This is a genomic window from Pikeienuella piscinae, assembly GCF_011044155.1.
Classification (GTDB): domain Bacteria; phylum Pseudomonadota; class Alphaproteobacteria; order Rhodobacterales; family Rhodobacteraceae; genus Pikeienuella; species Pikeienuella piscinae.
This window is the reverse complement of record NZ_CP049056.1, coordinates 1917305-1942379: the sequence shown is the minus strand read 5'-3', so window position 1 is coordinate 1942379 and position 25075 is coordinate 1917305. Positions and strand designations below refer to the sequence as shown.

Sequence of the window (25075 nt, the reverse complement as noted above, 5' to 3'; positions counted from 1 at the left end):
GATTGGTTTAGATGCCTTTGGCGACCATGCGAAGGGGGGCGCGCAATGAGCGCGCAAAGCCGCTCGGCCCTCTTGCGGGCATCCCCATCAGTTTGAAGGATTTAGTCGCAACCGCCGGAATTCGTGCAACATTCAACAGCCGTGTCATGGAGAACTGGAAACCAGATGCGGACGCAAAGGGTCATTTGAGCGACGCCGGCGCCATCGTCTTAGAGCCCGACCAAAAAGTAGATGAGCGATATCATAGGCTTGTGATTCACCGCCGTTGCGAGACGGACGGGAGGATCAGATGCCTTGGGATGACATCGCTCGGCGAGAGCATAAGCGGGACACGGCTCGATATCCAAGCGATCTGAGGGATCGGGAAAGGGCGCTAATCGCGCCGCTCCCGCCGCCCGCCAAGTCCGGCACGACCAGCTTGCCCTGCCTTGCACGGCCGCGCCACTCCGACAGGTGATTGGCCTTCATGCCATACCGCGCGGCCACCTCGATGACCGTGACGCCAGGGACAAGCGTCTCAGCCACGATCCGGCCCTTCACTTCGTCCGGCCAGCGCCGATGTCCCGTGGCGCCAACAACAATCTCACCGACGAAACCGGACTCCAAATGGATGTCCCGACGACCTCCCATGGAGCCCTCCAGACAAATCTACGTCCGAAAAGGGACTTGCAGATTGTAAGGCGCACCAAAAGGTGGGGTCGGGAAACCGCTTACGCTTGGGCCATACTTTCCCCTAAAGATCTGCGCAAGCTCCCGATCGCCGCCCGGCGACCTCTCCGTAAATCTCGACGCGCTTGCACTGGATCCGGCGCGGGTGGAGGGATTCGCCCTCTGGCTCCAAACCCTAATTTTCTCACGGGGGCGGTCGAAACCGGTGGCGCTCGAGCGTCTACATTCAACGGGGCCCCGCATTTCCCCATGAATTCGCGCCCGGCGCGCCGCTTGCCTGCACGGTGGAGCCGACGGTATCGCAGCGGAGGGAAGGGGCTTGCGAAATGTGGCGGCGGGCCGGGGAGGCCGGTGGGTGGCGCCGGCGCCGTCTAATTCGTCTGCGGACGCGGGTGCGGCGCGGTCTTTCTGGCCGACCGATACCCTGCTTTGAGGGGCGCGATACTGAGGGAAAAAGCCGCGCTATCGTGCGTGAATTTTTTGTTTATCGTTATATATCAACTGAGTAACCCCATTATCGCGCGCGATAACGCGCTTTGTCGCGTGTGAAGTGGGGGCGGCCGCGCGGGCGGCTTCAGCTCTCGCTTCCGTCCAGCGCCGCCATGATCGATCTGATCATCCCGGTCGCGTCCGGCCCGTCCCATTCGGCGTCGCCCTGAAGCCGCGCGATTTCGCGCCCCTTGCGGTCGAGGATCAGGGTCGTCGGCATTCCAAGGATGGCGCCTTCGGAGCCGATCCGGAGACTTGGCTCGCGGTGGATCGCGAGGTTCTCAACGCCCACCGAATCGTAGAACTCCTGGATCTTCTCCGTGCTGGCGCGGTCCATCGAGACGGTGACGACATCGAAGCCCTCATCCGCCATCGCGGCTTTCAGCCGGTCCAGCGAGGGCATCTCCTCGCGGCAGGGCGGGCACCATGTGGCCCAGAAATCGAGGACAACGACCTTGCCTTCGTAATCGGCGACGGAGACGGGGGCGCCGTCGCCGGTCTCGAACGTGGTCTCCAGCCGCGGCTTCGGGGAGTCATGGAAAATGAGCTTCGTCATGTCGCCGGCGCGCGCGGCTTTCAGCGCCTCGATCTGGTCGGCCGACAGATCGCCTGCGGCGGCGGGGGTGGCGCAGACGGCGAGAGCGCCGTATAGGATCGCGCCGATGAAGCCCGTGACCACTGCGTTCATTTTTACTCCTTCCGACCCGCCAGGGGCCGCATGACCAAGACAGCCAGACCAGACCAGACTGCGCCGGCCCCGAAGGGCCAGAACACGATGTGGGGCGGGCGTTTCGCCTCTGGTCCCGATGCGGTGATGGAGGAGATCAACGCCTCCATCGGCTTCGACCGCCGCCTCGCGGCGGAGGATGTCGAGGGAAGCCGCGCCCATGCGCGGATGCTCGCCGCCACCGGCGTTATCACATCGGGCGACGCGGACCAGATCTGCGACGGGCTTCTCACGATCTTGTCAGAAATAGAGGGCGGAACGTTCGAATTCTCCCGCGCGCTCGAGGATATCCACATGAATGTGGAGGGGCGGCTGACGGCTCTGATCGGCGCGCCGGCGGGGCGGCTCCATACCGCGCGGAGCCGGAACGATCAGGTGGCGCTGGACTTCCGGCTCTGGGTCCGGGCGCGGACGGACGAGGCGATCGCCGGACTGGAGGCGCTGATCCGGGCGCTCGTGGCGCAGGCCGAGGGGCGCGAGGCGGTCATCATGCCCGGCTTCACGCATCTGCAGAGCGCGCAGCCGGTGACCTGGGGCCATCACATGATGGCTTATGTCGAGATGTTCGGCCGCGATCTCACGCGTTTTCGCGACGCGCGCGCGCGGATGAACGAATGCCCGCTCGGCGCGGCCGCGCTCGCCGGCACCTCGTTCCCGATCGACCGGGAACTGACGGCGAAGGCGCTCGACTTCGACCGGCCGACCGCGAACAGTCTCGATTCCGTCGCCGACCGGGATTTCGCGCTGGAATATCTCTCCGCCGCCTCAATCGCCGCGACGCATCTGTCGCGCTTCGCGGAGGAGCTGGTGATCTGGTCCTCGGCGCAATTCCGCTTCGTGAAGCTCTCGGACCGGTTCACCACCGGCTCCTCGATCATGCCGCAAAAGCGCAACCCGGACGCGGCCGAACTGGTGCGCGCCAAGGTGGCGCGGATCACCGGCGCCTTCGTCACCCTCTCCACGGTGATGAAGGGCCTTCCCATGACCTATTCGAAGGACATGCAGGAGGACAAGGAGCCGGTCTTCGACGCCGCCGACGCGCTTTCACTCGCGCTCGCGGCGATGACCGGCATGGTCGCCGACATGACGCCGAACGAGGCGCGGCTGAGGGAGGCCGCCGGAGCAGGCTTCTCCACCGCGACCGATCTCGCGGACTGGTGCGTTCGCAAGCTCGATATTCCGTTCCGCTCCGCCCATCACATCACTGGCGCGCTGGTGAAGGCGGCGGAGGAGCGCGGAGTCGATCTCGCCGATCTGACGCTTGAAGAGATGCAGGCGGTCGAGCCGCGGATCACGGATGACGTCTACAGCGTCCTGACCGTGGACGCTTCGGTCGCCAGCCGCACCAGCCATGGCGGAACGGCCCCGGATCAGGTGAAGGCGCAGATCGCGCGCTGGAAGGAGCGCTTGGCATGAATCCCCGACTTCGCAACGTGCTGATCGTCCTGGCGTTCATCGTGCTCTGCGCATCGCTTGTCGGTTGCGGGCGCAAGGGCGAACCGCAGACGCCCGCGCCGGCGGAGACCGCCGAACCGGCCGAATAGCCAACGCGGCGCCCCCGCCGGAGGAGCAACCATGCGCCATATCTATCTATTGCTTGCGGCCCTGGGCGCAGCGCTGCCGATGTATTACTTCCTTTCCTGGTTCGTGGCCTTCGGGTTCGATATCGGCGGGATGGTCGAGGCGTGGAACGTGAACGACGCGACCACCGGTCTCGTCTACGATCTGACGGTCGCCGCGGCGGCGCTTTTCGCCTGGGCGATATGGGAGACGGCGCGTTCGCGGCGCTGGCTGAACCTCGTTGCGCTGCCTGTGACGCTCTGCGTCGGCGTCGGTTGCGGATTGCCGCTCTACCTCTGGCTCCGGTCGCGCTGATGGATCATTTCACTTATCGAAGCGGCGTTCTGCATGCCGAGGATGTCTCGTTGGAGGAGATCGCAGATGCGGTCGGCACGCCTTTCTACGTCTACTCGACGGCGACGCTGGAACGGCATTTCAAGGTGTTCGAGGAGGCGCTGAAAGGCCTGCCGCATCTGATCTGCTACGCCATGAAGGCGAATTCGAACCTCGCTGTGTTGCGGGTGATGGTGCGCGCCGGGGCCGGTATGGACGTGGTCTCGGGGGGCGAACTGGAACGGGCGCTGGCGGCGGGCTGCGCGCCCGACAAGATCGTCTTTTCCGGCGTCGGCAAGACCGAGGCCGAAATGCGCCGCGCGCTCGATGTCGGCATCCGCCAGTTCAATGTGGAGAGCGAGCCGGAATTGCGCGCGCTGAACGCGGTCGCGCTTTCCGCCGGCCGCGTCGCGCCGGTCGCTGTCCGGGTCAATCCGGATGTTGACGCGAAGACCCACGCCAAGATCGCCACCGGAAAATCCGAAAACAAGTTCGGTGTTCCCATCGCGCGCGCAAGGGCGGTCTACGCCGAAGCGGCGGCGATGGAGGGGGTCGCGGTCGTCGGCGTCGATGTGCATATCGGCAGCCAGCTCACCACGCTGGAGCCATATGAGGCCGCGTTCCTGAAGCTCCGCGAGCTCGTCGGAGTTCTGCGCGAGGACGGGCATGAGATCAGCCGGCTCGATCTCGGCGGCGGGCTTGGCATTCCCTATCGCCGCTCGAACGAAGCGCCGCCGCTGCCATTCGACTATGGCGAGGTGGTTCGCCGGACGGTCGGTGATCTCGGCTGCGAGATCGAGATCGAGCCGGGGCGCCTGATCGCCGGCAACGCCGGGCTTCTGGTGAGCCGGGTCATTTTTCGCAAGGAAGGCGAAGGGCGGGACTTCCTGATTCTCGACGCGGCGATGAACGATCTGATCCGTCCGGCGATGTATGACGCCTGGCACGATGTCGAGCCGGTGCGCGAGCCCGCTGCTGACGCGCCGGTGGGGCCGGTCGATCTTGTCGGCCCGGTTTGCGAGAGCGGCGACACCTTCGCGCGACAGCGCGAGATGGCGAATGTCGAGGCCGGGGCGCTGGTCGCTTTCCGCTCCGCCGGCGCATATGGCGCGGTGATGTCGTCGGAATACAACAGTCGGCCGCTCATACCGGAGGTTCTGGTGTCCGGTTCACGGTTTGATGTGGTGCGTCCGCGCCCCACATATGATGAAATGCTGGGACGCGAGCGGATTCCCGGCTGGCTGGAATAGGCCGGGCCGCTCTCAGCCGGCAGCGTCGCCCACGGCGCGCCTGAGGAGACCCGATGGTCGGAACGTCTCGTTATTCGACGGCGACGGAAATGCTGCTGGCGCAGGCTTCGGTCGAGCGTGAGGCGCGGCGCGCGCGGCGCGCGCTCTGGATCGAGAGGGCGCTCCGGGCGCTCTGGCCGGTGTGGGCGCTGGTCGCGCTCTTTCTCGGGTTGGCGTTGCTTGGCGTTCCGGCGGCGCTGCCTTCCGCTTGGCACGCCGCGCTTCTGGCGGCGTTCGGGGCGGCGACGCTGTTCTTTCTGGCGCGTGGGCTCTGGTCGCTGCGCCGCCCGTCGCCGGGCGAGGCGTTGGCGCGTCTAGACGAGGGCGCGCGGGGACGCCCCGCGCAGACCTATTCCGACGCGCTGGTCGCGGGTTCGGGCGACAAGGGCACCGAGGCGATCTGGCGCGCGCATCAGCGGCTTCTGGCCGGACGGGCGGCGGCGCTTCGTGCGAGAGCGCCCGATTTTCGGGTCTCTGAGCGCGACCCTTACGCGCTTCGTCATGGCGGTCTGATCGCGCTGGCGGCGGGACTGATCGCGTTCTTTGGAACAGAAGGGGCAGTTGGCGCGCGGCTGGCGGATCAGCTCAATCCGGGTGCCCTGAACGCCGGGCCGGCGGCCCCGGCTCCGACGCTGGAGGCTTGGGCGACGCCGCCTGCCTATACCGGCGTCACCGCGATCTACCTGACGCGCCTGATAGGCGACTCGCCGGTGAAGCTTCCGGCCGGCACGGAAATTTCACTCCGGGTCTTTGACACCGGACAGCCGCCTGTTCTGGAAGCGACGACCGGCGACGGCGAGACGTTCGCAGACAAGGGCGCGGGCGTCTATGACGCGGTCTTTCGAATGAAGGACGACGGCGTGATCCGGGTGATGGAGGGCGAGCGCGAGATGGGCGCTTGGTCTGTTCAGGCGATCCCCGATGCGCCGCCGATCATCGCTTTCAAGGGCGCGCCGAAGGCGGGGGAACGCGGCGCGCTGGAACTGGCCTACAGCGCGCGCGACGATTATGGCGTGCAGGCGGCCGAAGCGACGATCACGCTCGACGAGGCGGCGGCGCGCGAAGGGATCGCGGCCCGGTCGGGCGGCGCGACTGTCTATGATCCGATTACGCTCGACTTGCCGCTTCCGTTGACGGGCGCCAATCGCGAGGTCGAGGAGACGCTGATCGAGGACTTGGCCGCGCACCCCTGGGCGGGGTCGCCGGTCGTCTACACCATCATCGCGCGCGACGCCGCCGGGCAGGAAGGTGTGGCGGAGATGCGCGCTCTGTTGCCGGCGCGCCGTTTTCATCATCCGATGGCGAAGGCGTTGATCGAACAGCGGCGCGCGCTCGCCCTCTCCACCGCCACGGCGCCGCGCGTTTACGACGTGCTGGAGGCGGTGATGATGTATCCGGAGGAGGTTTTCGACGACGACACCGCCTTTCTCGTCGCGCGGGTGGCGGTGCGCCGGCTCGAAATCGCGCTGGAGGATGGCCGGCTGGAGGAGGAGACGAAATCCATCGTCGATCTCCTGTGGAAGGCGGCGGTCCGGCTGGAGGACGGCGATCTCTCCTCAGCCGCCGAGCGGCTGGCGCGGGCGCAGGAGAAGCTGAAGGACGCGATCGAGAACGGCGCGTCCGAGGAGGAACTGGCGCGCCTGATGGAGGAGCTTCGCCAGGCCATGCGCGACTACATGGCCGAGATGATGAAGGAGGCGCTTCGCGATCAGGCGAACGGTCAGCCGCAGCAGCCGCCACAGGGCGATCAGCAGACAATGACGATGAACGACATCGAGAAGATGCTGCAGGAGCTCGAGGAAGCGATCAGGAACGGCCAGCAGGAGCTGGCGCGCCAGATGATGCAGGCGCTGCAGCAGATGATGCAGAACCTCCAGATGGCGCAGCCGGGGCAGGGCCAGCCGGGGCAGGGCGAGCAGATGATGAACGAGCTCGGCGACATGATCGGCGAGCAGCAGGGCCTCGCCGACCGCTCCTTCGACCAGATGCGCGAAGGCGAGGGGCAGCGCCCCGGAGAAGGGCAGGGCGAGGGCGACGGCCAGCATCGCAATCAGGGCCATGGCGAAGGCAGGGGCGAAGGGCTGGGGGGGCAAGGCGAGGGCGGCGGCGACAGCGCCGGCCAGATCGCCCGCGATCAGGAGGCGTTGCGCCAGTTGCTTGACCAACTCAGGAGCGGCCTGCCCGGCGCCGTCGGCGAAGAGACGCGGCGCGCGCTGGAGGAGGCGGATCGCGCCATGGGCGACGCGGTCGATGCGTTGGAGGGCGGCGACGAGCGTCAGGCGGTGGACGATCAGGTGCGTGCGCTCGATCAGTTGCGCGAGGGGCGGCGCGAGATGGGCCGGGACCTCGCCGAGGCGGAGGGGCGCGGCGACGGCGACCAGGCCGGTCGCGACGGGCGCGGGCGCGATTCGAACCGCGAGGATCCGCTCGGTCGGCCGCGCGCGACCGACGGGCCTCTCGACGGCGATTCGGTGCGGGTGCCCGGCGCCACGCTCGGCAAACGGGCGCGGGAGCTGCAGGAGGAGATCAGGCGCCGCGCCGGCGAACGCAGCCGGCCGCCCGAGGAACTCGACTATCTCGACCGGCTCCTCGAGCGGTTCTGACCACGCTTTCTGAGCTATGTTCCGTGGGCATGGCGGGCTTGCCCGAACGTCCGTGGCGCCGGACGCCGGCGGAACCTATCTGCGGATGGTGAGCGCGGGGCGACCCGCAAACCGCAGATCGCAGGCTTCGCCGGTATTTCCTCCCTGTGCCGATGGAGAGCGACGCGGCGCTCGCACCGGCCTCCGCCAGGGCGCCCTACCCCCCCCTCAGGGCGCCCGGCGGAGGCCCAACTCCCTCGGACGTGAACCGGCATGCAGAATTGGGTCCGTACTGAAGCACGCCCTCGGATTGGACTGATCGGGCGGCCTGCGGTTGATAGGGTCCGGGCTTTGTTTGAAAGAAAGCTCATGCCCGGACACCGCAGCCACGGCATCGACTCCAAGCGCCAGGTCATCGTCGCATAGAATTGCATCGGCCGAACTTCTGAACCAGAATGAGATCCGGGTGGCTCTTGGGCTCGGCTGCAGGTCAGCCGGCATGCGTCTTTCTCAAAGCTCTGAGGTTTCGAAGGGCCTCAGAACAGGCGTCAAGCAGCGTGAGAAGCAGACCGATCAGTCACTTGATCGCATCGTCGATGCGAGCAACGGCTCTGTGATTTTGGCCCGTGAGAAGCGGATCCCTGAACTGGAACGCGAAAGGGTCTTGGCTGAAGTACAGCTGCCCAAAGTGGTAAGCCTCGACATGCCTTCGGGGAATCGTTCGTACACGCAATGCGGTTCCAATCAGGAGATTGGAATATAAGGAAAAGCACAACTAATTTGGCCCCATTCTTGGTGGCCTAAGGTGGCATTTATGGCGACATATGTGAGATGGCGCGCCGAGGAGGATTCGAACCCCCGACCCCCAGATTCGTAGTCTGGTGCTCTATCCAGCTGAGCTATCGGCGCCCACTCGTCGCGACCAACGCGGCGAATTTTCATGCTGCTTAGCCGCGCCGCCGCATCGTTGCAAGAGCGTAAAGCAGCTGGGACGCCAAATGCGCTCGCAACATGATCCGCGATCTCGCGAGCGCTCCCAGTTCAAACTCCGCATGCGCGAAAGCGATGTTGATACGAGGCTAAGCGGCTCTCGGCGGTGGCGCAACTTGCTCCTCCGGTCCTGGTCCGACGGTGATTACCGGGCGCCGATTGGTGTCGGGCCGCGAATGGCGGTAAAGGTTCTCCACGCCGTACACTCGGGCCGGCCCCTCTCCCCTCGTCAGCCTGTCCCCGCGTGGGGTTCCGAAGCGATCGGGGACAGCGGCATCGCGGCGAAAAATCCCGACCACATTGGCCCGCAGCCTGAATTCTCTGTTCGGGCGCTCAGTAGATTCGTGAAAGAATCCCTTATGCGCTGCGTCGCTTGATTTGGCTTCAGCAGGAAGTGACAAAGAAAAGTGTCTATCAATATCAGGTGAGCGCGGGTTTCGTGAAAATTCATTATAAGTAACGGCTTTCCGCGATGGAGGCGGTTAATATGGTTTTAGGCGTGTCCCGCGGTATGGAGTGCGCTACCACCATGGTCGGCGTTGCATGACGGATAACCGCGACCCACGATTGACTGGTCTATGGTTTTTTTGCATAGCGCTCCGAAAGTTGGCCATGCCGAGCGTCGGCCCACGAGCGCGAAAGAGAAGCGGATGCTCAGCGTGGATAAGTATTTGGAGGGACAGTCACTGGGTGCGGGCGACCGGACGTCCGACGGCGGCGCGCATGTCCGCCCGGTCAGGATGGGAGGCGTCTACGAACTTCGTGCCGCGCTGCAGGCGGGCGAGGGGGATGAGCGGCTCCGCCTCACACCGGTTCCGCTCGAGTTCCGGGACGCGGACGGGGCGCTCGTCGACCCGCGCCTGATCTGCGATCAGGTGTTGATCCCCGGACTCGACCCCCTCGAACTGGAGACGCTGCCGCCGATTGAACTGAGCGATGGGGTCATGGCGGGCGCGCTCGCCTCGCGCTTCTTCATCGCGCCGCCGGATGCGGTGGAGGTCCGGATCGGTCCGGTTCCCAACGGGATTGCGATCCTGCGGCTCGAAGTTGAGCCGCTCAACGTTAACTGGGCGAGCGCGGCGGTGGCGGGGTCATTCATCAAGAAAATCGAAGACGTGTCGCTGCGGCGCATCGCTCTGCTGAAGGCCGCCCTGCCTGGGTTGAACGAGCGCGACCCGGCTGCGCGTGCGCTGACCGTGACGCCGCGCAGGCAGCTTGAAAGCATCGCTCGGCGGTTTGAGCCGCGGGGCGATTGGCGCGGCGTTTTGAATCCCGAGGATCTGGACGCCGCCGTCGCCGATCACCAGCGCCGCATGGAGAGGTTGCGCTCGCAGACCGAGCACCTTCCGAAGGTTGGCTTCATCGGTTCGGACCGGGGGTATGAGCGGCTTGAAGGCATGGCCGAGCTCTATCGGCTGCGCCAGACGAAAGCGGCGGAGCAACTGCGTCTGCTCGATCTCGATCTGATCGTGATCGAGGCGGGCGCCGGCTGCGGCGACGACGACGACCGTGACTGGCCGCTCGCCTTTTCGGCGCTGGACGGCCGGCTGCCGGACGCCGGCGCGGCGCTCTTCGATCTCGCGGAGGCGCATGGGACGCCGGTCCATCTCTGGCTCACCGGCGCGCCCGGGATCGCCGTGTGCTGGCGCGGCGCCGCCGAGCGGGCCGCGCGCGTCGTGCTGGAGGGGCGCGCGGAGGAATGGGCCGGGGTCTGGGACGACCTCCAAGAGAAGATCCACCGCGTGCGCCGCGCGACCTGCCCGACTGCCTGCAGCGTCGGGAGCCTGCGGAAGCGGGAGCGTGACAGAATGCTGGTTCCGGCGGTTGCGGATATCTTCCAGTATCCTGATTTTGCGGCTCTGATCGTCGCGGACAGCGTCGCGGCGATGCTGCTGATGGAGCTGCGATATGCTTTCAACGCGGCTTCGCTGGGGCTGCGCATCCGGCGCGAAGACCGACAGAGCGTTGGCGCACACACGCGGGCGCAGGAGCGGCTGATCCTGCAATCCGCGAATCTCGTCCTCCTGCCTGCACAAAGCCTCCGCAGTGATTCCGAGCTGCTCGTCGCCGCGCTCGACGCCATCGCCTCGGGCGCCGTGCCGGTCCTCTATGGCGACCCGAGAAGCGACGAGCCGCTGCTCGGGGCGCTGGATCGCGTGCGCAATGTGATCGACCTGATCGAGCTTCAGGCGCTCTATCGCACCCCTTGGGTGCTGGAGCGGCGCTGGCGCGGGCTGATGCGCAAGGTGGTGGAGAGCCATGTCTGGAAAATGCCGGACCGGATGGCGATTTTCGGCCGCGACCCGTTTCCGGAGGGCTTCGACGAGCCCCGCGTCAGCTCTATTCTGATCACCAGACGCCCACAGCTGCTCGCCCATTGTTTCGAGAGCTTTCGCAAGCAGAGTTGGCCGAACAAGGAGCTGATCCTGGTCCTGAACACGGGCGAAGTCCCTGACGAACTTCCCGAGCCGCGAGAGAACGAGCATGTCTTCGTTCTGCCGGAATCGGCCAATATCGGCGAATGCCTGAATCGCGCGATCGCGCAGTCTACCGGTCGCTACTGGGCCAAGATGGATGACGACGATTTCTACAGCCGCACCTATCTTGAGGAGACGATCAGCTATTATGTCGCGACGCAGGCGGATTCTGTCGGGCGGCAGTCGACATTCTTCTTTTTCAGCGCAACGAACGAAACCCAGGGCCGCCTCAGGTTGACCCAGAATTACAACAGGGTTCTCCAGTTCGGGCATGTTTCAGGAGCGTCGCTATCTGGCGACAAGATGTGGCTGAGCTTGCCGTTTTCCGCCGCGGATAGAAACTCCGCCGACTCAAACTGGGTCGCGAAGCTTCTGAACGCGGGCGTCACGGTCATGAGCGGCGACACGACATCGATCGTCGTCTTTCGATCTGAGAATGAATCCCAGCATACTTGGCACATGACTGTAGACCCCAACGTGATGAAGCAATTCCGGATCTACTCCGCCGGCTCAATTGCTCAAAGACTGGATGCGCAGCTATGAGCGTCCGCACGTTTTCCAACGCGATCATAGGCTCCATGGCGACGTTTCTGGCCCGTTATCCTCTGATCGCGCCGGTAATCGCGTCTATTGCTCCGCAACTCGATCATCTTTTTATCTACGCGAACGAAACGACAGACGGTTTTCCCAATATTTCGCGCCTATCGAACGTGACGGTTCTGGACGGGCGGGAGCATCGTGGTGATCTCTCCGCCAACGGAAAAATATATCCCCTCAAGTTCGTCCGCGACAGCATCGTGTTGACGCTGGACGACGATTTCATCTTTCCGCCCGACTATGTTCAAACCTATTGCGACCTTATCGCAAAATGCGGCGGAATGTGCGCGGTGACGACGCATGGAGGCGTGTTTCCCTCCAATTCGGACTGGTATTTCGAACGTACGCATACGTTCGATGCGATCAGGTCAGTGCGAGAAATGCACCTTTGTTCGTTGGCGGGCAGCGGCACCTTTGGGTTTGACCAGAGAACGCTGCGCTTCGATCCGGACAGTTTCTTCGCCGGGGTGATGGTCGATTTGAGGCTCAGCATGCTGGCGCGTGAGCAGGGCCTGCCGATCTGGGTCTTGCCGCGCCCGGAGGGTTGGCTGCGCCACATAAGAAGCGAAGGCTTGTGGGAGAAATTTCGAGCCAGCGGTCTGACCCATCACACCGAGTATGCGCGTAAAGTGGACTGGTCGTTCAGCATTTATCGACAGATCGCGAATTCCGCACTGGCGACGGCCGGTTTGACGCCAGCCGATCTTGGTCTGGACGCCGACCTGGCCCATGGGTTGCGGACGGGCGTCACGCCGCGGTTGTGGCGTCGAGGGCGCATCAGCAATATGAAACGGATTGAATATTTGGATATTCTTATTCAGCAATGACGATCGCCGCCAAACCATTTTCTGTTTTCATTATCGGGACGGGCCGCAGCGGCGCTTCTCTGGCGGTGGAGATGCTGGAGCAATTGGGCCTGTCGCCGCCCGACGATCCCGTTCCCACCGATGAAGCCAACCTGCGCGGCGCTGGCGAATCGATTGCGATCGGAGACTGCATGCGCGCCCTCGCGCGCGCTCCCGGCGTCTTGCAAGGGCTTCGGCTGAGCGAGTGGCGTGATGACCTCGCCGCGCGTGAGGCCGTCGATCGGGCGGTGGAATACATGGTGCGAAGGCGAAATGCAGCGGAGGGGCGAGGGTTCGTCGCGAGACTCCCGCTCGGCTCGGTCTTCCTGCCGCTCTGGATCGAGGCCGCGGAGCGGATCGGACTCGATCTGCGCTTTGTCTGGACGACGCGCGACGCGGCCAGTGTCCTGCGTTCATTGACGCGGGTTTGCGATTGTTCACCGGAGATCGCGCAGGAGATCCATGCGCTGCGGAGCTTCTATATCCTGCGGGACGCGCCGGCGGAGACGCTTGTTCTGCCCTATGAAGGCTGGGCGCGCGCGCCCGACGCGCAGGTCGAAGCGCTGGCGCTTCTGGCCGGCGCAGCGGATCCCGGGCGGCGGGAAGCGGCGATCCCGGCGCACTCCGGCGTTCTCGACCACGGCGCCGCCGAGATGGCCGACGACCCGCCCGCTGCGCTTCGTCGGCTCGATGACGCCATCCGCGGAAAGCGCGGCCAGCTCGGAGAGATTCTGGCGCTGGACGGGGCGGATTACGCGCGGCTCATGGTCGGCCTCGCCGATCTGATCCGGGATCTGCATCCGGAGGGACGGCCTTTCCACGCGCGCGACGCGATGGAAGCCCGACTCACGCTCATATCCAGACTGGCCGCAGAGTCAGAAAAGGAGACTCCCGAGATGAAAGACGAGTTGGAGATTCTCGCGCAGCGTATCCGCGATGTGAATCACGAGAACCGCGAGTTGACGCGAAGACTGAACAACTCCGGGGAAAACGGGAGCGTGCGGGCGGCTTCGCCGGGTCTGGCCGCGCCGGAACCGGATCAAGGGGCGGAAGGGAGCGGCGCGCTCCGTGAGCGGACGTGCGCGGAGGAGAAGGGACTGGCGGAGGTGAAGGCGGCCTATGCCGAGCTTACACGCGAGCGGGACTCACTCGAAGAAAAGGTTCGCGCGCGTTGGACCCACGAGATCATGGGCTTTCAGCGCAAAGAGGCCAGATACCTGAAGTCGGTTGACAGGTTGCGGGATCGTCTCGACCAGGCCAGGACGCAGGCCGCGAAAATGCGGGTTCGGCTTGCGCTTCGCGAGCTGGAGGTGAAGCGCCTCGCCGGTTTGCGCGGCGTCGCCGCCCTGCTCGGCGTGGGCCGTTCCGAAGAGCGTCGCCGGGTCGCGACCGTCGCCGCTTCGGAGCACTTCGACGCCGACTGGTATCTGAAAACCTATCCCGATGTCCGCAATGCGAAGATGAGCCCGGCCCGGCATTTCGTCCTGCACGGGGTCTATGAGGGCCGCTCGCCCGGTCCGGATCTGGACACGTTGGAATACTACCTCAATCACCCCCGGGCGCTGAAGGCCGGGATCAACCCAGTCCTCCACAAGATGAAGCGCTCCTGAACCGCGATCGCTGCTGACGCGCGGCGGCGCGATCAGGGAGGGGGCCGCCCGCTGCGCCATTCGGGATTCCGCGTTCCCGAACCCTTATCTTTCGCGTCAGTCCAACTGGTCGAGATGCTGGCGCACGAAGTCGAAATCCACGTGCTCGGCATAGGCGTCGATCAGCTTCTGGGTCACCGGCCCATATGGCCCGTCGCCGATTTTCACGCCATTCACGCTCGCCACCGGGCAGATGCAGAGCGAGGTCGAGGTGATGAACGCCTCGTCGGCGTTAAATGCGTCATACATGTCCAGATCCGCTTCGCGGAACGGGATGCCGAGCTTCGCGGCCATGTCGATCGCGGTCTGGCGGGAGACGCCGGGCAGGACGTATTTCTCGCGCGGAGTCAGCAATTCGCCGTCGCGGACCAAGAAGAGATTGCTCCCCAGCCCCTCGCAAAGATCGCCTTTGGTGTCGAGCAGGACCGCCCAGGCGCGGGGGTTCTGCGCGTGGACCTCCATGTCGCCCATGATGAGGTTGAGGTAATTATGGCTTTTCGCGCGCGGCGTCAGGCATTCGGGCGGCGTGCGCCGGACGGAAGGTGTGACCACCTCGATCCCGTCGCGATAGAGCGGCGCGCGCTCCTTGAGCGGCAGCGGCATGCATTCGACGATCACGTTCGGTCCGTAATGGTCCCAGCTGTCGCCGGAGACTTTCTTTACCCCGCGGCTGACGCGCTGGCCGACCCAGTAATCGCCGCCTTCCTCCAGAAGCGGCATGTTGCGCTTCAGAACCTCTGCCGTGATGTCGATCATCTCCTGGAGCGGCATCGGCGGCTCATGTCGAAGCGCGCGGAGCGATCGGTAGAGCCGCTCACAATGCGCCTCCAGCCGGAAGACCTTGCCGCCGAAGGTGCGCGTCAGGTCGAAGGCGCCGTCGCCCATCAGGAAGCTCATGTCGCGGAACGGCACCACCGCCCGGCTTTCCGCCATGTATTCTCCGTTGAACCAGACGGTTCGCTCATTCGGTCGGTCGGTCATCTCTCGGCTCCACGCTTCAACCTGCGCCGCGACTCAATACCGGGACGCGCGCGCCGGCAAGCCCCGCCGTCACCCTCGCCGATCAGCGATATGCGGACACGACGGATTGAGTTTTCGTGAACTCCCTGTTTAGCTGCTTGCATCGCGTCACGGTCGGCAGGGGACTTAACGCCGAAAAGAACGACTGGCGCATAACCGCTTCAACAGGGAGCACATGATGAAAGTATCGAAAAAACCCGCGCTCGGCGCGGTCGCTGTTCTGGCGATGCTGGCGGCGGCGCCAGCCTTCGCGGCCGATTGCCCGATCAAGATCGGTGGGCTCGCGCCGCTCTCCGCTCCCGGCACCGTGGTGGGCGGCGAGGCGATGCGCGACGCGATGCTGGTCGCCCAGGATGACGTCAATGAGGCCGGCGGCGTTCTCGGCTGCGATATCGAAGTGGTGATCGGCGACACCGAGGGGCTGCCCGAGAAGGCCGCCGCGGTGATGGAGAAGCTCATTTCGCAGGACGGCGTCGTCGCGGTCGGCGGCGGTTATCACAGCTCGGTCGGCGTCGCCTCCAAGGATGTAGCCGACGCGCGCGGCGTGCCCGTGGTGTTCGCCGAGACCTGGAACGACACCATCACCGGCGACAAGCAGAAATACATCTTCCGCATCGCCCCGCTCTCCTCCTGGGCCTCGGCGACGCTATGGAAATTCTCGCTGCTGACGCCGGGCGTGAAGAAGGCGGTGATCCTGACTGAGAACACCGATTACGGCATTCCGGCCGCCGAGGAGACCACAAAGGGCCTCGCGTCCGGTAATGTCGAGGCGGCGACCTTCTCGGTCGATATCGGCACGCAGGACTATGCCGGCATCATCCAGCGCATCAAGGCCGAGAACCCGGACATCATCATCACCCTCGCCACCGGCGAGGCGGCGTTCAACTTCACCCAGCAGGCCGCCGACGCCGGCATCGGGCCGCTGGACCTGCCGTTCATCACCGGGCAGGACGCGCTGGAGAGCGCGACCTACTGGCGCAATGTTCCCGACGGGCAATACGCCTTCCTCCAGCGCATCGGCGTGCCGGAGAGCCAGTATAGCGAGGCGGGCAAGACCTTCGCCGCGAAATACAAGGAGAGAACCGGCAAGGCCGATGTCGAGAGCTACGCGATGGAGGCCTACGATTCCATCGTCGTTCTCGCCAAGGCGATCGAAGCGGCGGGAGAGACCGGCGGCGACGCCATCGTCGAATCGCTCGAGTCGATCGAGTATGATGGAGCGCTCGGCAAGATTTATTTCCCTTACGGAACGAAGAAGGACCCGTCCGAGGACGGCAAGGGGAACGAATGGTGGCATCAGTGGCCCGACCCGGCGCTGACCGTGATCCAGTACCAGGAAGAGGGTCAGAGCTCGACCGACGCCGCGATCGTCTGGCCGGACGCCTACAAGACCGCCGATCCCATCTACGTCAACGAATGATGGCGAAGACGCTCATCGCATGAGCAAAGCGGGCGGCCCTCCTCAGGGCCGTCCGCGAGAGACGCGCGTCCTTCGGGCGCGGCGTGGCGGGATGAGGGGAACGGCATGGAGGCTCCCGGCCTTTTCTGGGGCGTGATCGCCTGGATGATCTTCTGGGGCGCAGTCGGCGCGCTGACGATACGGGCGCGCTATCTTCATCGCGATCTGGATACGTCCAACACCGTTTTCGTCGGCGCGATGACCGGCGCCGCGCTCGGGCCCGTGGGGCTCGCGCCGCTCTGGGCGGCCACGCCGTCGCTCGGGCGTTTCCTTTCCATCGCGCCGGCTGTCCTGACGGTGCTGCTCGTGGCCGCCGCGTTCGCCTTCGCGGACCCGGGCAATATCTGCGTCACCAATGGCGCTTTCGTCGCCTCGCAGTTCACCAACGGGCTGATGATCGGGATCATCTACGGCTTCATGGCGCTGGGGCTGACGCTGATCTTCTCCATACTCGGGGTGGTCAGCTTCGCGCATGGCGAATTCTACATGATCGGCGGGATGCTGGTCTATTACATCACCGCTGTCTGGTTCCCCGGAATCTCCCCGCTGATCGCGGTGCTCGGGGCGTGCGCCGCCGCCTTCGTGCTCGGCGCGGTGTTCGAACGGCTCTTCCTCACTCCGATGTATCACGGGCAGATCGATCGGCCGGTCGAATACGGCATTCTCGTCACTTTCGGCCTCGCCTTCACCGTGCAGTATTTCGTGCAGGCAGTGGCGGGGGCGAGCCCGGTCAAGGTGCGGCGCTTCTTCGATTTCCCGAAGATCGGCGTGCCCTCGGCGGATGATCCGTGGATTCTGGAAACCTCGCGCGGGAACCTGACGCTGTTCGAGACGGTCTCGATCCCCAACCCGCGTTTCATGGCGGCGGCGACTTGCATCTTCGTACTGATCGCGCTGCTGTTTCTCCTGCATCGCACGTGGACCGGGCGCGCGCTTCGCGCGGTGAGCCAGGACCGGGAGGCGGCGGCCATCGCCGGAATCAACCCGGACCGGATGAACATGCTCGCCTTCGCGCTCGGCGGCATGATCGCGGCGCTCGCCGGCGCGCTGCTGGTGCAGGCCTTTTCATGGCTGCCGCAGGTCGGCAACATTCCGGCGATGCGCTCCTTCGTCATCGTCGTGCTCGGCGGGCTCGGCTCGCTCCCCGGCGCGTTCCTCGGCGGGATTCTCGTCGGGCTGGTGGAGGCGGCCGGAACGGGCTGCGTGCCGGACCCGCAAAAGGCCGCATCCTACATCCCCGCCTACGGGATGATCGTGCTGACGCTCACGCTTCTCCTTCGTCCCACAGGCCTCTTCGGCCGCCGTTTCGCGGGAGGCGCCCATGGTGCGCAGTGACGCCCCAAGCCGTATACCACTGATCGCGGGCGGGGCGCTTCTGGCGCTTTTGTTCGCCTTCCCCTTCATCTTCGACGGGCCCGACAACGCTTATCTGATGCACGTGATGATCACGGCGTTCTTCTACGCGATCCTTGCGTCGAGCTGGTCGATGCTGTCGGGCTACGCCGGGCAGTTTTCCTTCGGCCACATGGCGTTCATGGGGATCGGCGCCTACACGACGGCGCTCTTCTGCCACTATTTCTACCTCTCGCCGGAACCTACCGGGCTCTGCGCCGAGATTCAGATCGGCTCGACATGGCTGGTTGTGGTCGATCCGATCGGCGTCACCTCGACGACGCTTACGCAGGACTGCCTGCGCCAGGCGATGGCGGGCTGGGGCGATACGGTTCAGGTCACGCGAATGCCGGTCGCGCTCGGCATCGTGCTAGGCACATTGTTGGGTGGGCTCTTCGGCTTTCTCGTCGGTATTCTCGTATTGAGGCTCCGCGCCGCCTATCTCGCGCTTTTCACGCTCGGGTTCTCCGAGATCGTCAAGGCGACGATCTCCGCCGAGATCGATATCACGCGCGGGCAGGCGGGGATGGAGCTGCCGCCGCTTTTCGAGCACGGGCTGACCGTGTTCGGCCGTCATTTCGGGCCGACCGACAAGATCCCCCCCTATTTCATCATGCTCGGGCTTCTGCTCGCCTGTCTCGCGATCATGGCCTGGCTCGCGCGGTCTAAATTCGGCCTTTTCATCCGCGCGCTTCGCGAGGATACGGACGCGGCGGCGGCGCTCGGCGTCAACACCACGCGCTACAAGGTGCTGGTATTCACCATCACCACCGCGATGGCGGCGTCGGCCGGCGCGGTTCAGGCGCATTATGTCGGCATCGTCACGCCGAACATGCTGTTCCTGCTGCAGACCAGCCTGGTGGTGGCGATGGCGGTGATCGGGGGGTTGGAGAATTTCGTCGCCGCCGCGATCGGCGCGATCATCCTTCAGGTCGCGTTGGAGATGCTGCGGAGTAATATCGAAATCGGCGGCTATGTGATCGACATGACGGTCTGGCGGCTGGTCTTCTTCGGCATACTCCTGATGATCACGCTGCGCTTTTTCCGCAACGGGCTGATCGCGCCGCTGATCACCCGCTTCACCCGCGGCCATGTGGCGGCGGAGACGGTGGCCCGTCGCCAGTCGGGTGGGGCGGGGGAGGGCGCGTCATGATCCATCTCAAGGTCAGTAATCTCCACAAACGCTTCGGCGGCTTGCATGTTCTCAAGGGCGTCAGCTTCGAGGTGAACGGGCCGGAGCTGATCGGCCTCATCGGCCCGAACGGGGCCGGCAAGACGACCCTGACCAATGTGCTTGACGGCGCGGTGACGCCAAATTCCGGCACGGTCTATCTCAATGACCAGCGGATCGATCAGTTGCAGCCATTCGAGGTGGCGCGCGCGGGTCTGGGACGGACCTTTCAGGTGACCCGCGCCTTCCGGCGGATGACGGTTCTGGAGAATCTCGCGGTGCCGGCGCTCGCCCTCGGGCGCACCGGGGGCGCCGCCGAGCTGCGCGACAAATCCATGTCGGTGCTGGAGTTTCTGACGCTTGACCACCTGCGTAACGAATACGCTCAGGCGCTTTCGGGCGGTCAGCAGAAATTGCTGGAGCTGGGGCGCCTCCTGATGCTCGACCCGGACGTGGTGATCCTCGACGAACCCTTTGCCGGTGTGCACCCGAAGCTGATGGAGATCATCTACGCCTATATTCGTCGGGTGAACGAGGCCGGTAAGGCGATCATCATCATCTCGCACCAGATGGACGCCGTGTTCGCGCTGTCGGAGCGCCTGCTGGTTCTCAATTTCGGAGACATGATCGCCGACGGCCCGCCCGACGAGGTAAAGCGCGACCCGGCGGTCATCGAGGCCTATCTCGGCGTCGACGAGGAGGAGGACGCGTGACCGACGCAGTACTGGAACTGACCGATCTCGATGTCGGCTATTACCGGGACCTGAACATCCTTTCTGATCTGAACGTCGTTGCGCGGCGCGGCCAGGTGACGGCGATCCTCGGCGCCAACGGGGTAGGCAAGTCTACTGCGCTGAAGGCCGCATTCGGCTTTCTCGCCCCGTTTAAGGGCGACGTGCTGCTCGAAGGCGAAAGCGTGCGCGACGTGCCCACGCACGAGAAAATACTCAAGGGCCTCGCCTATATCCCGCAGCAGCCCGGCGTCTTTCGCGACATGACGGTCGAGGAAAACCTCCTCCTTGGCGGGTGGACCTTTCGTGGCGACCGCGCGCAGGTGCGCCGGAAGCTGGAGGCGAATTACCAGCGCTTTCCGGCGCTTCGCGACAAGCGCCGACAGGCGACGGGGGAGCTTTCGGGCGGCCAGCAGCGCATGGTGGAGATCGGCAGGACGCTGATGGCGGAGCCGAAGATGCTGCTTGTGGACGAGCCGACCGCCGGGCTCTCCAAGATGCTCGCCAACGAAGTCTACGTGATGCTGACCGATCTCGCGGTGAAGGACGGCCTGACCATCCTGCTGGTCGATCAGGAAATCCGCCAGGCGCTAAAGATCGCCGATTACGTTTATGTGCTGGAGCTTGGTCGCAACAAGTACGAGGGTCCGGCGAGTGAATTCAAAGACCTCGAAAAGGCGTTCTGGGTCGCCTGACCACGGGATGCGTTCGCGGGTGCCTTCTTCCATCCGCCGAAACGCGCGAATTGCGGGCCAGTCGCAAGACAAGGCGACAGCGCTTCGGCGATGAAGCGGATTTCGATCCGCGCCGCCAATGCCGTGCTCCCGTGGTCGGAACGAGAACTTTCGGCCCGGCTCGCATATCGGTTCCCCCGATTTTCGACAATTCAAAACTTGACAGTATTAGTCGGGTAAACCAAGAACCACTATGATCGACAATGGCGCGAGGCGCGCGGGCTCGCCCGGCTGTCGCGCCCGGCTGTCGCGGACGGAAAGATACGGATAGAGACATGAAGTACGCCGCCCTTCTAGCCGTCGCGCTCACGCTCAGCGCCGGTATCGGCGCGGCTAGCGCTGAGGAGGCGGTCGCCGCACCGGCGCGGATCGCGGTCGCCGGCGGCGCGCTGACCGAGATTGTCTTCACGCTTGGTCATGAGGAAAGACTGGTCGGGGTCGACACAACATCCTCCTGGCCCGAGGCCGCGCGCGCGCTCCCACAATTCGGCTATCTGCGGCGTCTGTCGGCCGAAGGCGTGCTCTCGACGCAGCCTGATCTGCTTCTCGCATCCCCCGACGCCGGCCCACCCGCGGCGATCGAAATCCTTGGCGCGGCGGGTCTGAGGATCGCCACGGCCCCGGAGACGCGGAATCTCGACGATGTTGCGGAAAAGATCAGGTTCGTTGGCGATGCGATTGGCGACCCGGTGGGCGGCGCGGCGCTGGCGGAAGCCTACGCGACCGAGCTCGCCCGTGTAAGAGATGCCGTGGCCCGGATCGAAGACCGGCCGCGCATCCTCTTCATCCTCACACTCAGCGACGGCGCGCCGCTGGTCGGCGGCGCCGGGACTGGAGCCGACGAAGTGATCCGCGAGGCCGGCGGGGTGAACGCCGCCGCCGCGATCGACGGCTACAAGCCGATGAACCGGGAGGCGATGATCGCCGCCGGGCCGGAGATCATCCTGATGACCGACGCCCATTCCGACCGTCTGGGTGGCATGGAGGAGGTGATGGCGCGCCCCGACATCGCCATCACCCCGGCCGGGCGCGCCGGACGCGGCGTCGAGATGGACGCGCTCCTCCTTCTCGGCATGGGCCCGCGCGCGCCGGAGGCGGTGAAGACGCTCGCTCGGCTGATTCATCCGCCGGAAGCCCTCAGCGCGGCGGGCCTCTGAGCGATGAGCCGGGCTGCGGCAATCTCCCGCGCGGATGCGGGCGCCTCATCGCGGTTTCCGGGCCGGCGGGCGCGCATCCTTGCTCTCATAGCTGCGCTTGCGGCCGGGTTGCTCCTTGCGGAGATCGCCTATGGCCCGGTGCGCCTGACGCTGGATGAAATCGTCGGCGCCGTCATCGGCGAAGCGGCGCCGGCGACCACCGTGATCCTGATAGAGATCCGCGCGCCGCGCGCGCTTCTCGCGATTCTGGTCGGGGCCGCGCTCGGCCTTTCCGGCGCCTGTTTGCAGGGCGTACTGCGCAACCCGCTGGCGGACCCCGGTCTTATCGGCGTATCCGCCGGGGCGACGGTCGGCGCGGTATCGGTGATCGTTCTCGGCGAGGCGCTGTTCGGCGGCGCGCCGGATGTGATCCGGCCCTATCTCCTGCCTGTCGCCGCCTTTTTCGGCGCGGCGGCGGCGACCGGCTTCGTCTTTTTCGTCGCCCGCGGCCGGGGCGGGGTCTCGGTCGCGACGGTTATCCTCGCCGGCGTCGCGGTGAACGCCATCGCAGGGGCTTTCGTCGGCGCGATGGTCTATCTGAGCGATGACGCCCAGCTTCGCGAACTGACATTCTGGACCATGGGCTCGCTCGGCGGCGCGCGCTGGGCCGTCATTGGCCCGACGCTGATCTTCGCCGCCCCGGCTTCGCTTCTTCTCGCGCGCCGGGCGCGCGGGCTCGATCTCTTTCAACTCGGCGAGCGCGCCGCCCGGCATAGTGGTATTGATGTCGAGCGGGAGAAACGCCGGATCGGCGCCCTGACCGCCCTGGCGGTCGGCGCGGTCACGGCGGCGGCGGGGCCGATCAGCTTCATCGGGCTGGTGGCGCCGCATATCTCGCGCCTTCTGGTCGGGCCGAATCACGCCGCGATCCTGCCCGGGGCGGCGCTTAGCGGCGCGGCGCTGACACTCGGCGCCGATCTGCTGGTCCGCACCGCCATGCCCCCGGCCGAGCCGCCGATCGGCCTCGCGACCGCGCTCATCGGCGGGCCGTTCTTCCTCTGGCTGATCGTGTCGCGAATGGGCCGCTCCGATGCTTGAGGCGCGCGGGATCTCCGTCGCCTTCGGCCGCCGGCGGGCGGTCGTCGCCGCCGATCTCGACGTCGGCGCGGGGGAACTTGTGGCGCTTTGCGGGCCGAACGGTTCCGGCAAGTCGACGCTCATCGGCGCGCTGGCTGGCGACATCGCTCCTGGTGCGGGTGAAGCGGTGATTGGCGGCGAAGACGTGCGGGCGCTTTCGGCGGCGCATCTCGCGCTCCGCCGGGCGGCTCTGGAGCAGAACCCCAGCCTCGCCGCGCCGTTCAGTGTTTTCGCGCTCGCCGGGCTGGCGATACCGCTCGCCATTCCACCGGCCGAAGCAGTCGAGATCGTCCGCCGCGCGCTGGATTCGGTCGGTCTCGCCGACCGGGCGTCGGACGGGGTGGCGGCGCTTTCCGGCGGCCAGCAGCGCCGCGCTCATCTCGCCCGCGCGCTCGCCCAGCTCGATGCGGGGCGACGGGCCGGTTTCGGGCGCGCGCTGCTCCTTGACGAGCCGACCGCCGGGCTCGATTTCTCGCACCAGATCGGCGCCATGCGCGCCGCTCGCGTCGCAGCCGACGAGGGCGCGGCGGTTCTGGTCGCGCTTCACGATCTTTCGCTCGCCGCCGCCTTCGCCGATCGGATCGTTCTGATGCAGGCCGGGCGGGTCGTCGCGGATGAGGCGCCGCGCGGCGCGCTCGCCCCGGACAGGTTGAGCGATGTATACGAAACGCCGATGCGGCTTTTCGACAGCCCCGACGGCGCGCTCTGCGTGGCGCCGGTTTACCCTGGAACCCCGCCGTTGCGTGGGAACGCCACTGAAGGAGTCTACTGATGTATCTTGCGATGAACCGTTTCCGGATTCTCCCCGGCAAGGAAAGCCAGTTCGAGGATGTCTGGCGCAACCGCAAGTCACGACTCGATGACGTGCCCGGTTTTGTCGAGTTTCATCTCATGAAAGGGCCAGAGACCGACGGCAAGACGCTCTACGCCTCTCACACCATATGGGAGAGCGAAGCGGATTTCGTCGCCTGGACCAAATCCGAGAACTTCCGCGCCGCCCACAAGAACGCCGGTTCGAACGACAGGCTCTATGACGGGCATCCTCAATTCGAAGGATTTTCAGTGGTCGAGGGCGCCTGACCGGATGGCCGATCTTCGCGACTTTTTGCTGCTCGGCGGCCCGGCGATCTGGGCGATCGCAGGGCTTTCCGTGGCGGCGGCGGCGCTGATCCTCTGGAAAGTCTGGCGACTGGCGCTGATCGGCGCCTGGTCGAAGAACCGCGCCCGCCTCGCGATAGACGCCTTTACCGGCGGCGACGGCGCGGTCGCGCTATCGATGCTCGAAGGGCGGCGCGGGGTCCGCTCGCGGGTGGTGCGCGGCGCGCTCCGCGCCCGCGCCACGCTTGTCGAGGAGGCCGCGCGGGAGGAGACCGCCCGCATCGCCAAGGCTGAGCTTGCTTCGGCTAGAAGCGGCTTGCGCGGGCTTGAGTTGATCGCGACGATCGCCCCGCTTATCGGCCTCCTCGGCACCGTTCTCGGCATGATCACCGCCTTTCAGGCGTTACAGGAGGCTGGTTCGCGCGCTGATCCCGCCGCCCTCGCCGGTGGGATATGGGAGGCGCTGCTGACCACCGCCGCCGGCATGGCCGTCGCGATTCCGGCTTCGGCCGCGCTGACCTGGTTTGAGAGCGTGATCGATCGCATCCGGCTCGACCTCGAGGACGCGGCGAGCCGTATCTTCACCGCCGGAAGGAATATCTGACCATGGAGCGGTTGACCTTCGGCGAAGCGCCCCGGCGCCGCAGGCCCAGCCTCACGCCGATGATCGACGTGGTCTTTCTGCTTCTCGTCTTCTTCATGCTCGCGGCGCGGTTCGGGCTCGATCAGACGATTCCGCTGCCGCTCGCCGGCTCCTCGGGCGACTGGAGCGGGCCGCCGCGGCTGGTCGATATCCGCCCTGACGGCCTGACGCTCAACGGCGCGCCGGTGGCCGGGGACGAGCTCGCCTCGGCGCTCGCACCGCTGACGGCGACGCCAGACGATACGATTGTCCTGCGCGCGAGGGACGGCGCGGATGTCCAGCGGCTGATCGACGTGGCCGAAAGGCTGACCGAAGCCGGGTTCAGCGCTCTGGTGCTGGTGGAGTAG

Annotated in this window: 22 protein-coding genes, 1 tRNA gene and 3 pseudogenes; 22 read left to right on the top strand and 4 right to left on the bottom strand. The window is 65.6% G+C overall.

The window, feature by feature from the left end:
* Nucleotides 1-11: 11 nt before the first annotated feature.
* Together G5B40_RS21525 and G5B40_RS21190 are read left to right on the top strand one after the other, a co-directional pair.
* A pseudogene (locus tag G5B40_RS21525) lies at nt 12-149 on the top strand (amidase family protein); the annotation flags it as partial.
* 140 nt (nt 150-289) lie between these two features.
* Nucleotides 290-409, top strand: a pseudogene (locus G5B40_RS21190) (IS5/IS1182 family transposase); the annotation flags it as partial.
* Between the two features lie 53 nt (nt 410-462).
* Here the strand turns inward: G5B40_RS21190 and G5B40_RS21185 are convergent.
* Nucleotides 463-630: pseudogene (locus tag G5B40_RS21185) on the bottom strand (transposase); the annotation flags it as partial.
* A gap of 613 nt (nt 631-1243) precedes the next feature.
* Nucleotides 1244-1846, bottom strand: coding sequence for a TlpA disulfide reductase family protein (locus G5B40_RS09390; RefSeq protein WP_165097841.1), 603 nt, complete (start codon nt 1844-1846; stop codon nt 1244-1246).
* Between the two features lie 30 nt (nt 1847-1876).
* On the opposite strand from G5B40_RS09390, the gene argH reads away from it, so the two are divergent.
* The 6 genes from argH (at nt 1877) to G5B40_RS09365 (ending at nt 8412) form a co-directional block, all read left to right on the top strand.
* Entirely contained in the window at nt 1877-3301 is a 1425-nt protein-coding gene (gene argH / locus G5B40_RS09385) for an argininosuccinate lyase (RefSeq protein ID WP_246209785.1), read from the top strand.
* A complete protein-coding gene (locus tag G5B40_RS21395) occupies nt 3298-3429 on the top strand; it encodes an LptM family lipoprotein (protein ID WP_281350574.1) in 132 nt (43 codons plus the stop codon). Before argH ends, G5B40_RS21395 begins: the two co-directional genes overlap by 4 nt.
* Before the next feature lie 31 nt (nt 3430-3460).
* Nucleotides 3461-3760 (top strand): DUF2834 domain-containing protein, encoded by a 300-nt coding sequence (locus G5B40_RS09380; RefSeq protein ID WP_165097839.1) that lies wholly within the window; start codon nt 3461-3463, stop codon nt 3758-3760.
* On the top strand, nt 3760-5028 hold the full coding sequence (gene lysA / locus G5B40_RS09375) for a diaminopimelate decarboxylase (RefSeq protein WP_165097837.1): 1269 nt from the start codon (nt 3760-3762) through the stop codon (nt 5026-5028). Before G5B40_RS09380 ends, lysA begins: the two co-directional genes overlap by 1 nt.
* Nucleotides 5029-5081: 53 nt before the next feature.
* A complete protein-coding gene (locus G5B40_RS09370) occupies nt 5082-7670 on the top strand; it encodes a TIGR02302 family protein (RefSeq protein ID WP_165097835.1) in 2589 nt (862 codons plus the stop codon).
* Between the two features lie 445 nt (nt 7671-8115).
* Nucleotides 8116-8412: a hypothetical protein gene (locus G5B40_RS09365; protein WP_165097833.1), complete on the top strand. Its 297-nt coding sequence runs from the start codon at nt 8116-8118 to the stop codon at nt 8410-8412.
* Between the two features lie 69 nt (nt 8413-8481).
* Here the strand turns inward: G5B40_RS09365 and G5B40_RS09360 are convergent.
* Nucleotides 8482-8558: transfer RNA gene (locus tag G5B40_RS09360), tRNA-Arg, on the bottom strand.
* A gap of 731 nt (nt 8559-9289) precedes the next feature.
* On the opposite strand from G5B40_RS09360, the gene G5B40_RS09355 reads away from it, so the two are divergent.
* The 3 genes from G5B40_RS09355 to G5B40_RS09345 all read left to right on the top strand — a co-directional run bounded on the left by G5B40_RS09355 (nt 9290) and on the right by G5B40_RS09345 (nt 14168).
* On the top strand, nt 9290-11659 hold the full coding sequence (locus G5B40_RS09355; RefSeq protein WP_165097831.1) for a glycosyltransferase family 2 protein: 2370 nt from the start codon (nt 9290-9292) through the stop codon (nt 11657-11659).
* Entirely contained in the window at nt 11656-12540 is an 885-nt protein-coding gene (locus G5B40_RS09350; RefSeq protein ID WP_165097829.1) for a glycosyltransferase family 2 protein, read from the top strand. Before G5B40_RS09355 ends, G5B40_RS09350 begins: the two co-directional genes overlap by 4 nt.
* A gap of 71 nt (nt 12541-12611) precedes the next feature.
* Nucleotides 12612-14168: a hypothetical protein gene (locus G5B40_RS09345; protein ID WP_165097827.1), complete on the top strand. Its 1557-nt coding sequence runs from the start codon at nt 12612-12614 to the stop codon at nt 14166-14168.
* Nucleotides 14169-14264: 96 nt separating this feature from the next.
* Here the strand turns inward: G5B40_RS09345 and G5B40_RS09340 are convergent, their stop codons facing one another.
* The gene (locus tag G5B40_RS09340; RefSeq protein WP_165097825.1) at nt 14265-15188 is read right to left on the bottom strand and encodes an aminotransferase class IV; all 924 of its coding nucleotides are present in this window, start codon (nt 15186-15188) and stop codon (nt 14265-14267) included.
* 217 nt (nt 15189-15405) lie between these two features.
* Here G5B40_RS09340 and G5B40_RS09335 point away from each other — a divergent pair, with 217 nt between their 5' ends.
* The 11 genes from G5B40_RS09335 to G5B40_RS09285 all read left to right on the top strand — a co-directional run bounded on the left by G5B40_RS09335 (nt 15406) and on the right by G5B40_RS09285 (nt 25075).
* Nucleotides 15406-16647: an ABC transporter substrate-binding protein gene (locus tag G5B40_RS09335; RefSeq protein ID WP_165097823.1), complete on the top strand. Its 1242-nt coding sequence runs from the start codon at nt 15406-15408 to the stop codon at nt 16645-16647.
* A 105-nt stretch (nt 16648-16752) separates the two neighbouring features.
* A complete protein-coding gene (locus G5B40_RS09330; protein ID WP_165097821.1) occupies nt 16753-18021 on the top strand; it encodes a branched-chain amino acid ABC transporter permease in 1269 nt (422 codons plus the stop codon).
* On the top strand, nt 18008-19231 hold the full coding sequence (locus tag G5B40_RS09325; protein WP_165097818.1) for a branched-chain amino acid ABC transporter permease: 1224 nt from the start codon (nt 18008-18010) through the stop codon (nt 19229-19231). The genes G5B40_RS09330 and G5B40_RS09325 overlap by 14 nt, the downstream gene beginning before the upstream one ends.
* On the top strand, nt 19228-19962 hold the full coding sequence (locus G5B40_RS09320) for an ABC transporter ATP-binding protein (protein WP_165097815.1): 735 nt from the start codon (nt 19228-19230) through the stop codon (nt 19960-19962). The genes G5B40_RS09325 and G5B40_RS09320 overlap by 4 nt, the downstream gene beginning before the upstream one ends.
* Nucleotides 19959-20675 carry an ABC transporter ATP-binding protein gene (locus G5B40_RS09315; RefSeq protein ID WP_165097812.1) on the top strand — a complete coding sequence of 239 codons (717 nt, stop codon included), beginning with the start codon at nt 19959-19961 and terminating at the stop codon, nt 20673-20675. The genes G5B40_RS09320 and G5B40_RS09315 overlap by 4 nt, the downstream gene beginning before the upstream one ends.
* Nucleotides 20676-20989: 314 nt before the next feature.
* Nucleotides 20990-21871 carry a heme/hemin ABC transporter substrate-binding protein gene (locus G5B40_RS09310; protein ID WP_165097809.1) on the top strand — a complete coding sequence of 294 codons (882 nt, stop codon included), beginning with the start codon at nt 20990-20992 and terminating at the stop codon, nt 21869-21871.
* Nucleotides 21872-21874: 3 nt separating this feature from the next.
* Nucleotides 21875-22948, top strand: a complete 1074-nt coding sequence (locus tag G5B40_RS09305; RefSeq protein ID WP_165097806.1) for a FecCD family ABC transporter permease — start codon at nt 21875-21877, stop codon at nt 22946-22948.
* The gene (locus G5B40_RS09300; RefSeq protein WP_165097804.1) at nt 22941-23759 is read left to right on the top strand and encodes an ATP-binding cassette domain-containing protein; all 819 of its coding nucleotides are present in this window, start codon (nt 22941-22943) and stop codon (nt 23757-23759) included. Before G5B40_RS09305 ends, G5B40_RS09300 begins: the two co-directional genes overlap by 8 nt.
* Entirely contained in the window at nt 23759-24067 is a 309-nt protein-coding gene (gene hmuQ, locus G5B40_RS09295) for a heme-degrading protein HmuQ (RefSeq protein ID WP_165097802.1), read from the top strand. Before G5B40_RS09300 ends, hmuQ begins: the two co-directional genes overlap by 1 nt.
* Before the next feature lie 4 nt (nt 24068-24071).
* Nucleotides 24072-24689, top strand: a complete 618-nt coding sequence (locus G5B40_RS09290) for a MotA/TolQ/ExbB proton channel family protein (RefSeq protein WP_246209784.1) — start codon at nt 24072-24074, stop codon at nt 24687-24689.
* A gap of 2 nt (nt 24690-24691) precedes the next feature.
* Nucleotides 24692-25075, top strand: a complete 384-nt coding sequence (locus G5B40_RS09285) for an ExbD/TolR family protein (RefSeq protein WP_425500080.1) — start codon at nt 24692-24694, stop codon at nt 25073-25075.

Bases quoted from the DNA above. Each gene is read 5' to 3' on its own strand.
- G5B40_RS21395 (WP_281350574.1), top strand. From the start codon at position 3,298: ATGAATCCCCGACTTCGCAACGTGCTGATCGTCCTGGCGTTCATCGTG.
- hmuQ (WP_165097802.1), top strand. From the start codon at position 23,759: ATGTATCTTGCGATGAACCGTTTCCGGATTCTCCCCGGCAAGGAAAGC.
- G5B40_RS09290 (WP_246209784.1), top strand. From the start codon at position 24,072: ATGGCCGATCTTCGCGACTTTTTGCTGCTCGGCGGCCCGGCGATCTGG.
- G5B40_RS09355 (WP_165097831.1), top strand. From the start codon at position 9,290: ATGCTCAGCGTGGATAAGTATTTGGAGGGACAGTCACTGGGTGCGGGC.
- G5B40_RS09370 (WP_165097835.1), top strand. From the start codon at position 5,082: ATGGTCGGAACGTCTCGTTATTCGACGGCGACGGAAATGCTGCTGGCG.
- G5B40_RS09320 (WP_165097815.1), top strand. From the start codon at position 19,228: ATGATCCATCTCAAGGTCAGTAATCTCCACAAACGCTTCGGCGGCTTG.
- G5B40_RS09310 (WP_165097809.1), top strand. From the start codon at position 20,990: ATGAAGTACGCCGCCCTTCTAGCCGTCGCGCTCACGCTCAGCGCCGGT.
- G5B40_RS09350 (WP_165097829.1), top strand. From the start codon at position 11,656: ATGAGCGTCCGCACGTTTTCCAACGCGATCATAGGCTCCATGGCGACG.
- lysA (WP_165097837.1), top strand. From the start codon at position 3,760: ATGGATCATTTCACTTATCGAAGCGGCGTTCTGCATGCCGAGGATGTC.
- G5B40_RS09305 (WP_165097806.1), top strand. From the start codon at position 21,875: ATGAGCCGGGCTGCGGCAATCTCCCGCGCGGATGCGGGCGCCTCATCG.
- G5B40_RS09300 (WP_165097804.1), top strand. From the start codon at position 22,941: ATGCTTGAGGCGCGCGGGATCTCCGTCGCCTTCGGCCGCCGGCGGGCG.
- G5B40_RS09330 (WP_165097821.1), top strand. From the start codon at position 16,753: ATGGAGGCTCCCGGCCTTTTCTGGGGCGTGATCGCCTGGATGATCTTC.
- G5B40_RS09335 (WP_165097823.1), top strand. From the start codon at position 15,406: ATGAAAGTATCGAAAAAACCCGCGCTCGGCGCGGTCGCTGTTCTGGCG.
- G5B40_RS09325 (WP_165097818.1), top strand. From the start codon at position 18,008: ATGGTGCGCAGTGACGCCCCAAGCCGTATACCACTGATCGCGGGCGGG.
- G5B40_RS09390 (WP_165097841.1), bottom strand. From the start codon at position 1,846: ATGAACGCAGTGGTCACGGGCTTCATCGGCGCGATCCTATACGGCGCT.
- G5B40_RS09345 (WP_165097827.1), top strand. From the start codon at position 12,612: ATGCTGGAGCAATTGGGCCTGTCGCCGCCCGACGATCCCGTTCCCACC.
- G5B40_RS09340 (WP_165097825.1), bottom strand. From the start codon at position 15,188: ATGACCGACCGACCGAATGAGCGAACCGTCTGGTTCAACGGAGAATAC.
- G5B40_RS09285 (WP_425500080.1), top strand. From the start codon at position 24,692: ATGGAGCGGTTGACCTTCGGCGAAGCGCCCCGGCGCCGCAGGCCCAGC.
- G5B40_RS09380 (WP_165097839.1), top strand. From the start codon at position 3,461: ATGCGCCATATCTATCTATTGCTTGCGGCCCTGGGCGCAGCGCTGCCG.
- argH (WP_246209785.1), top strand. From the start codon at position 1,877: ATGACCAAGACAGCCAGACCAGACCAGACTGCGCCGGCCCCGAAGGGC.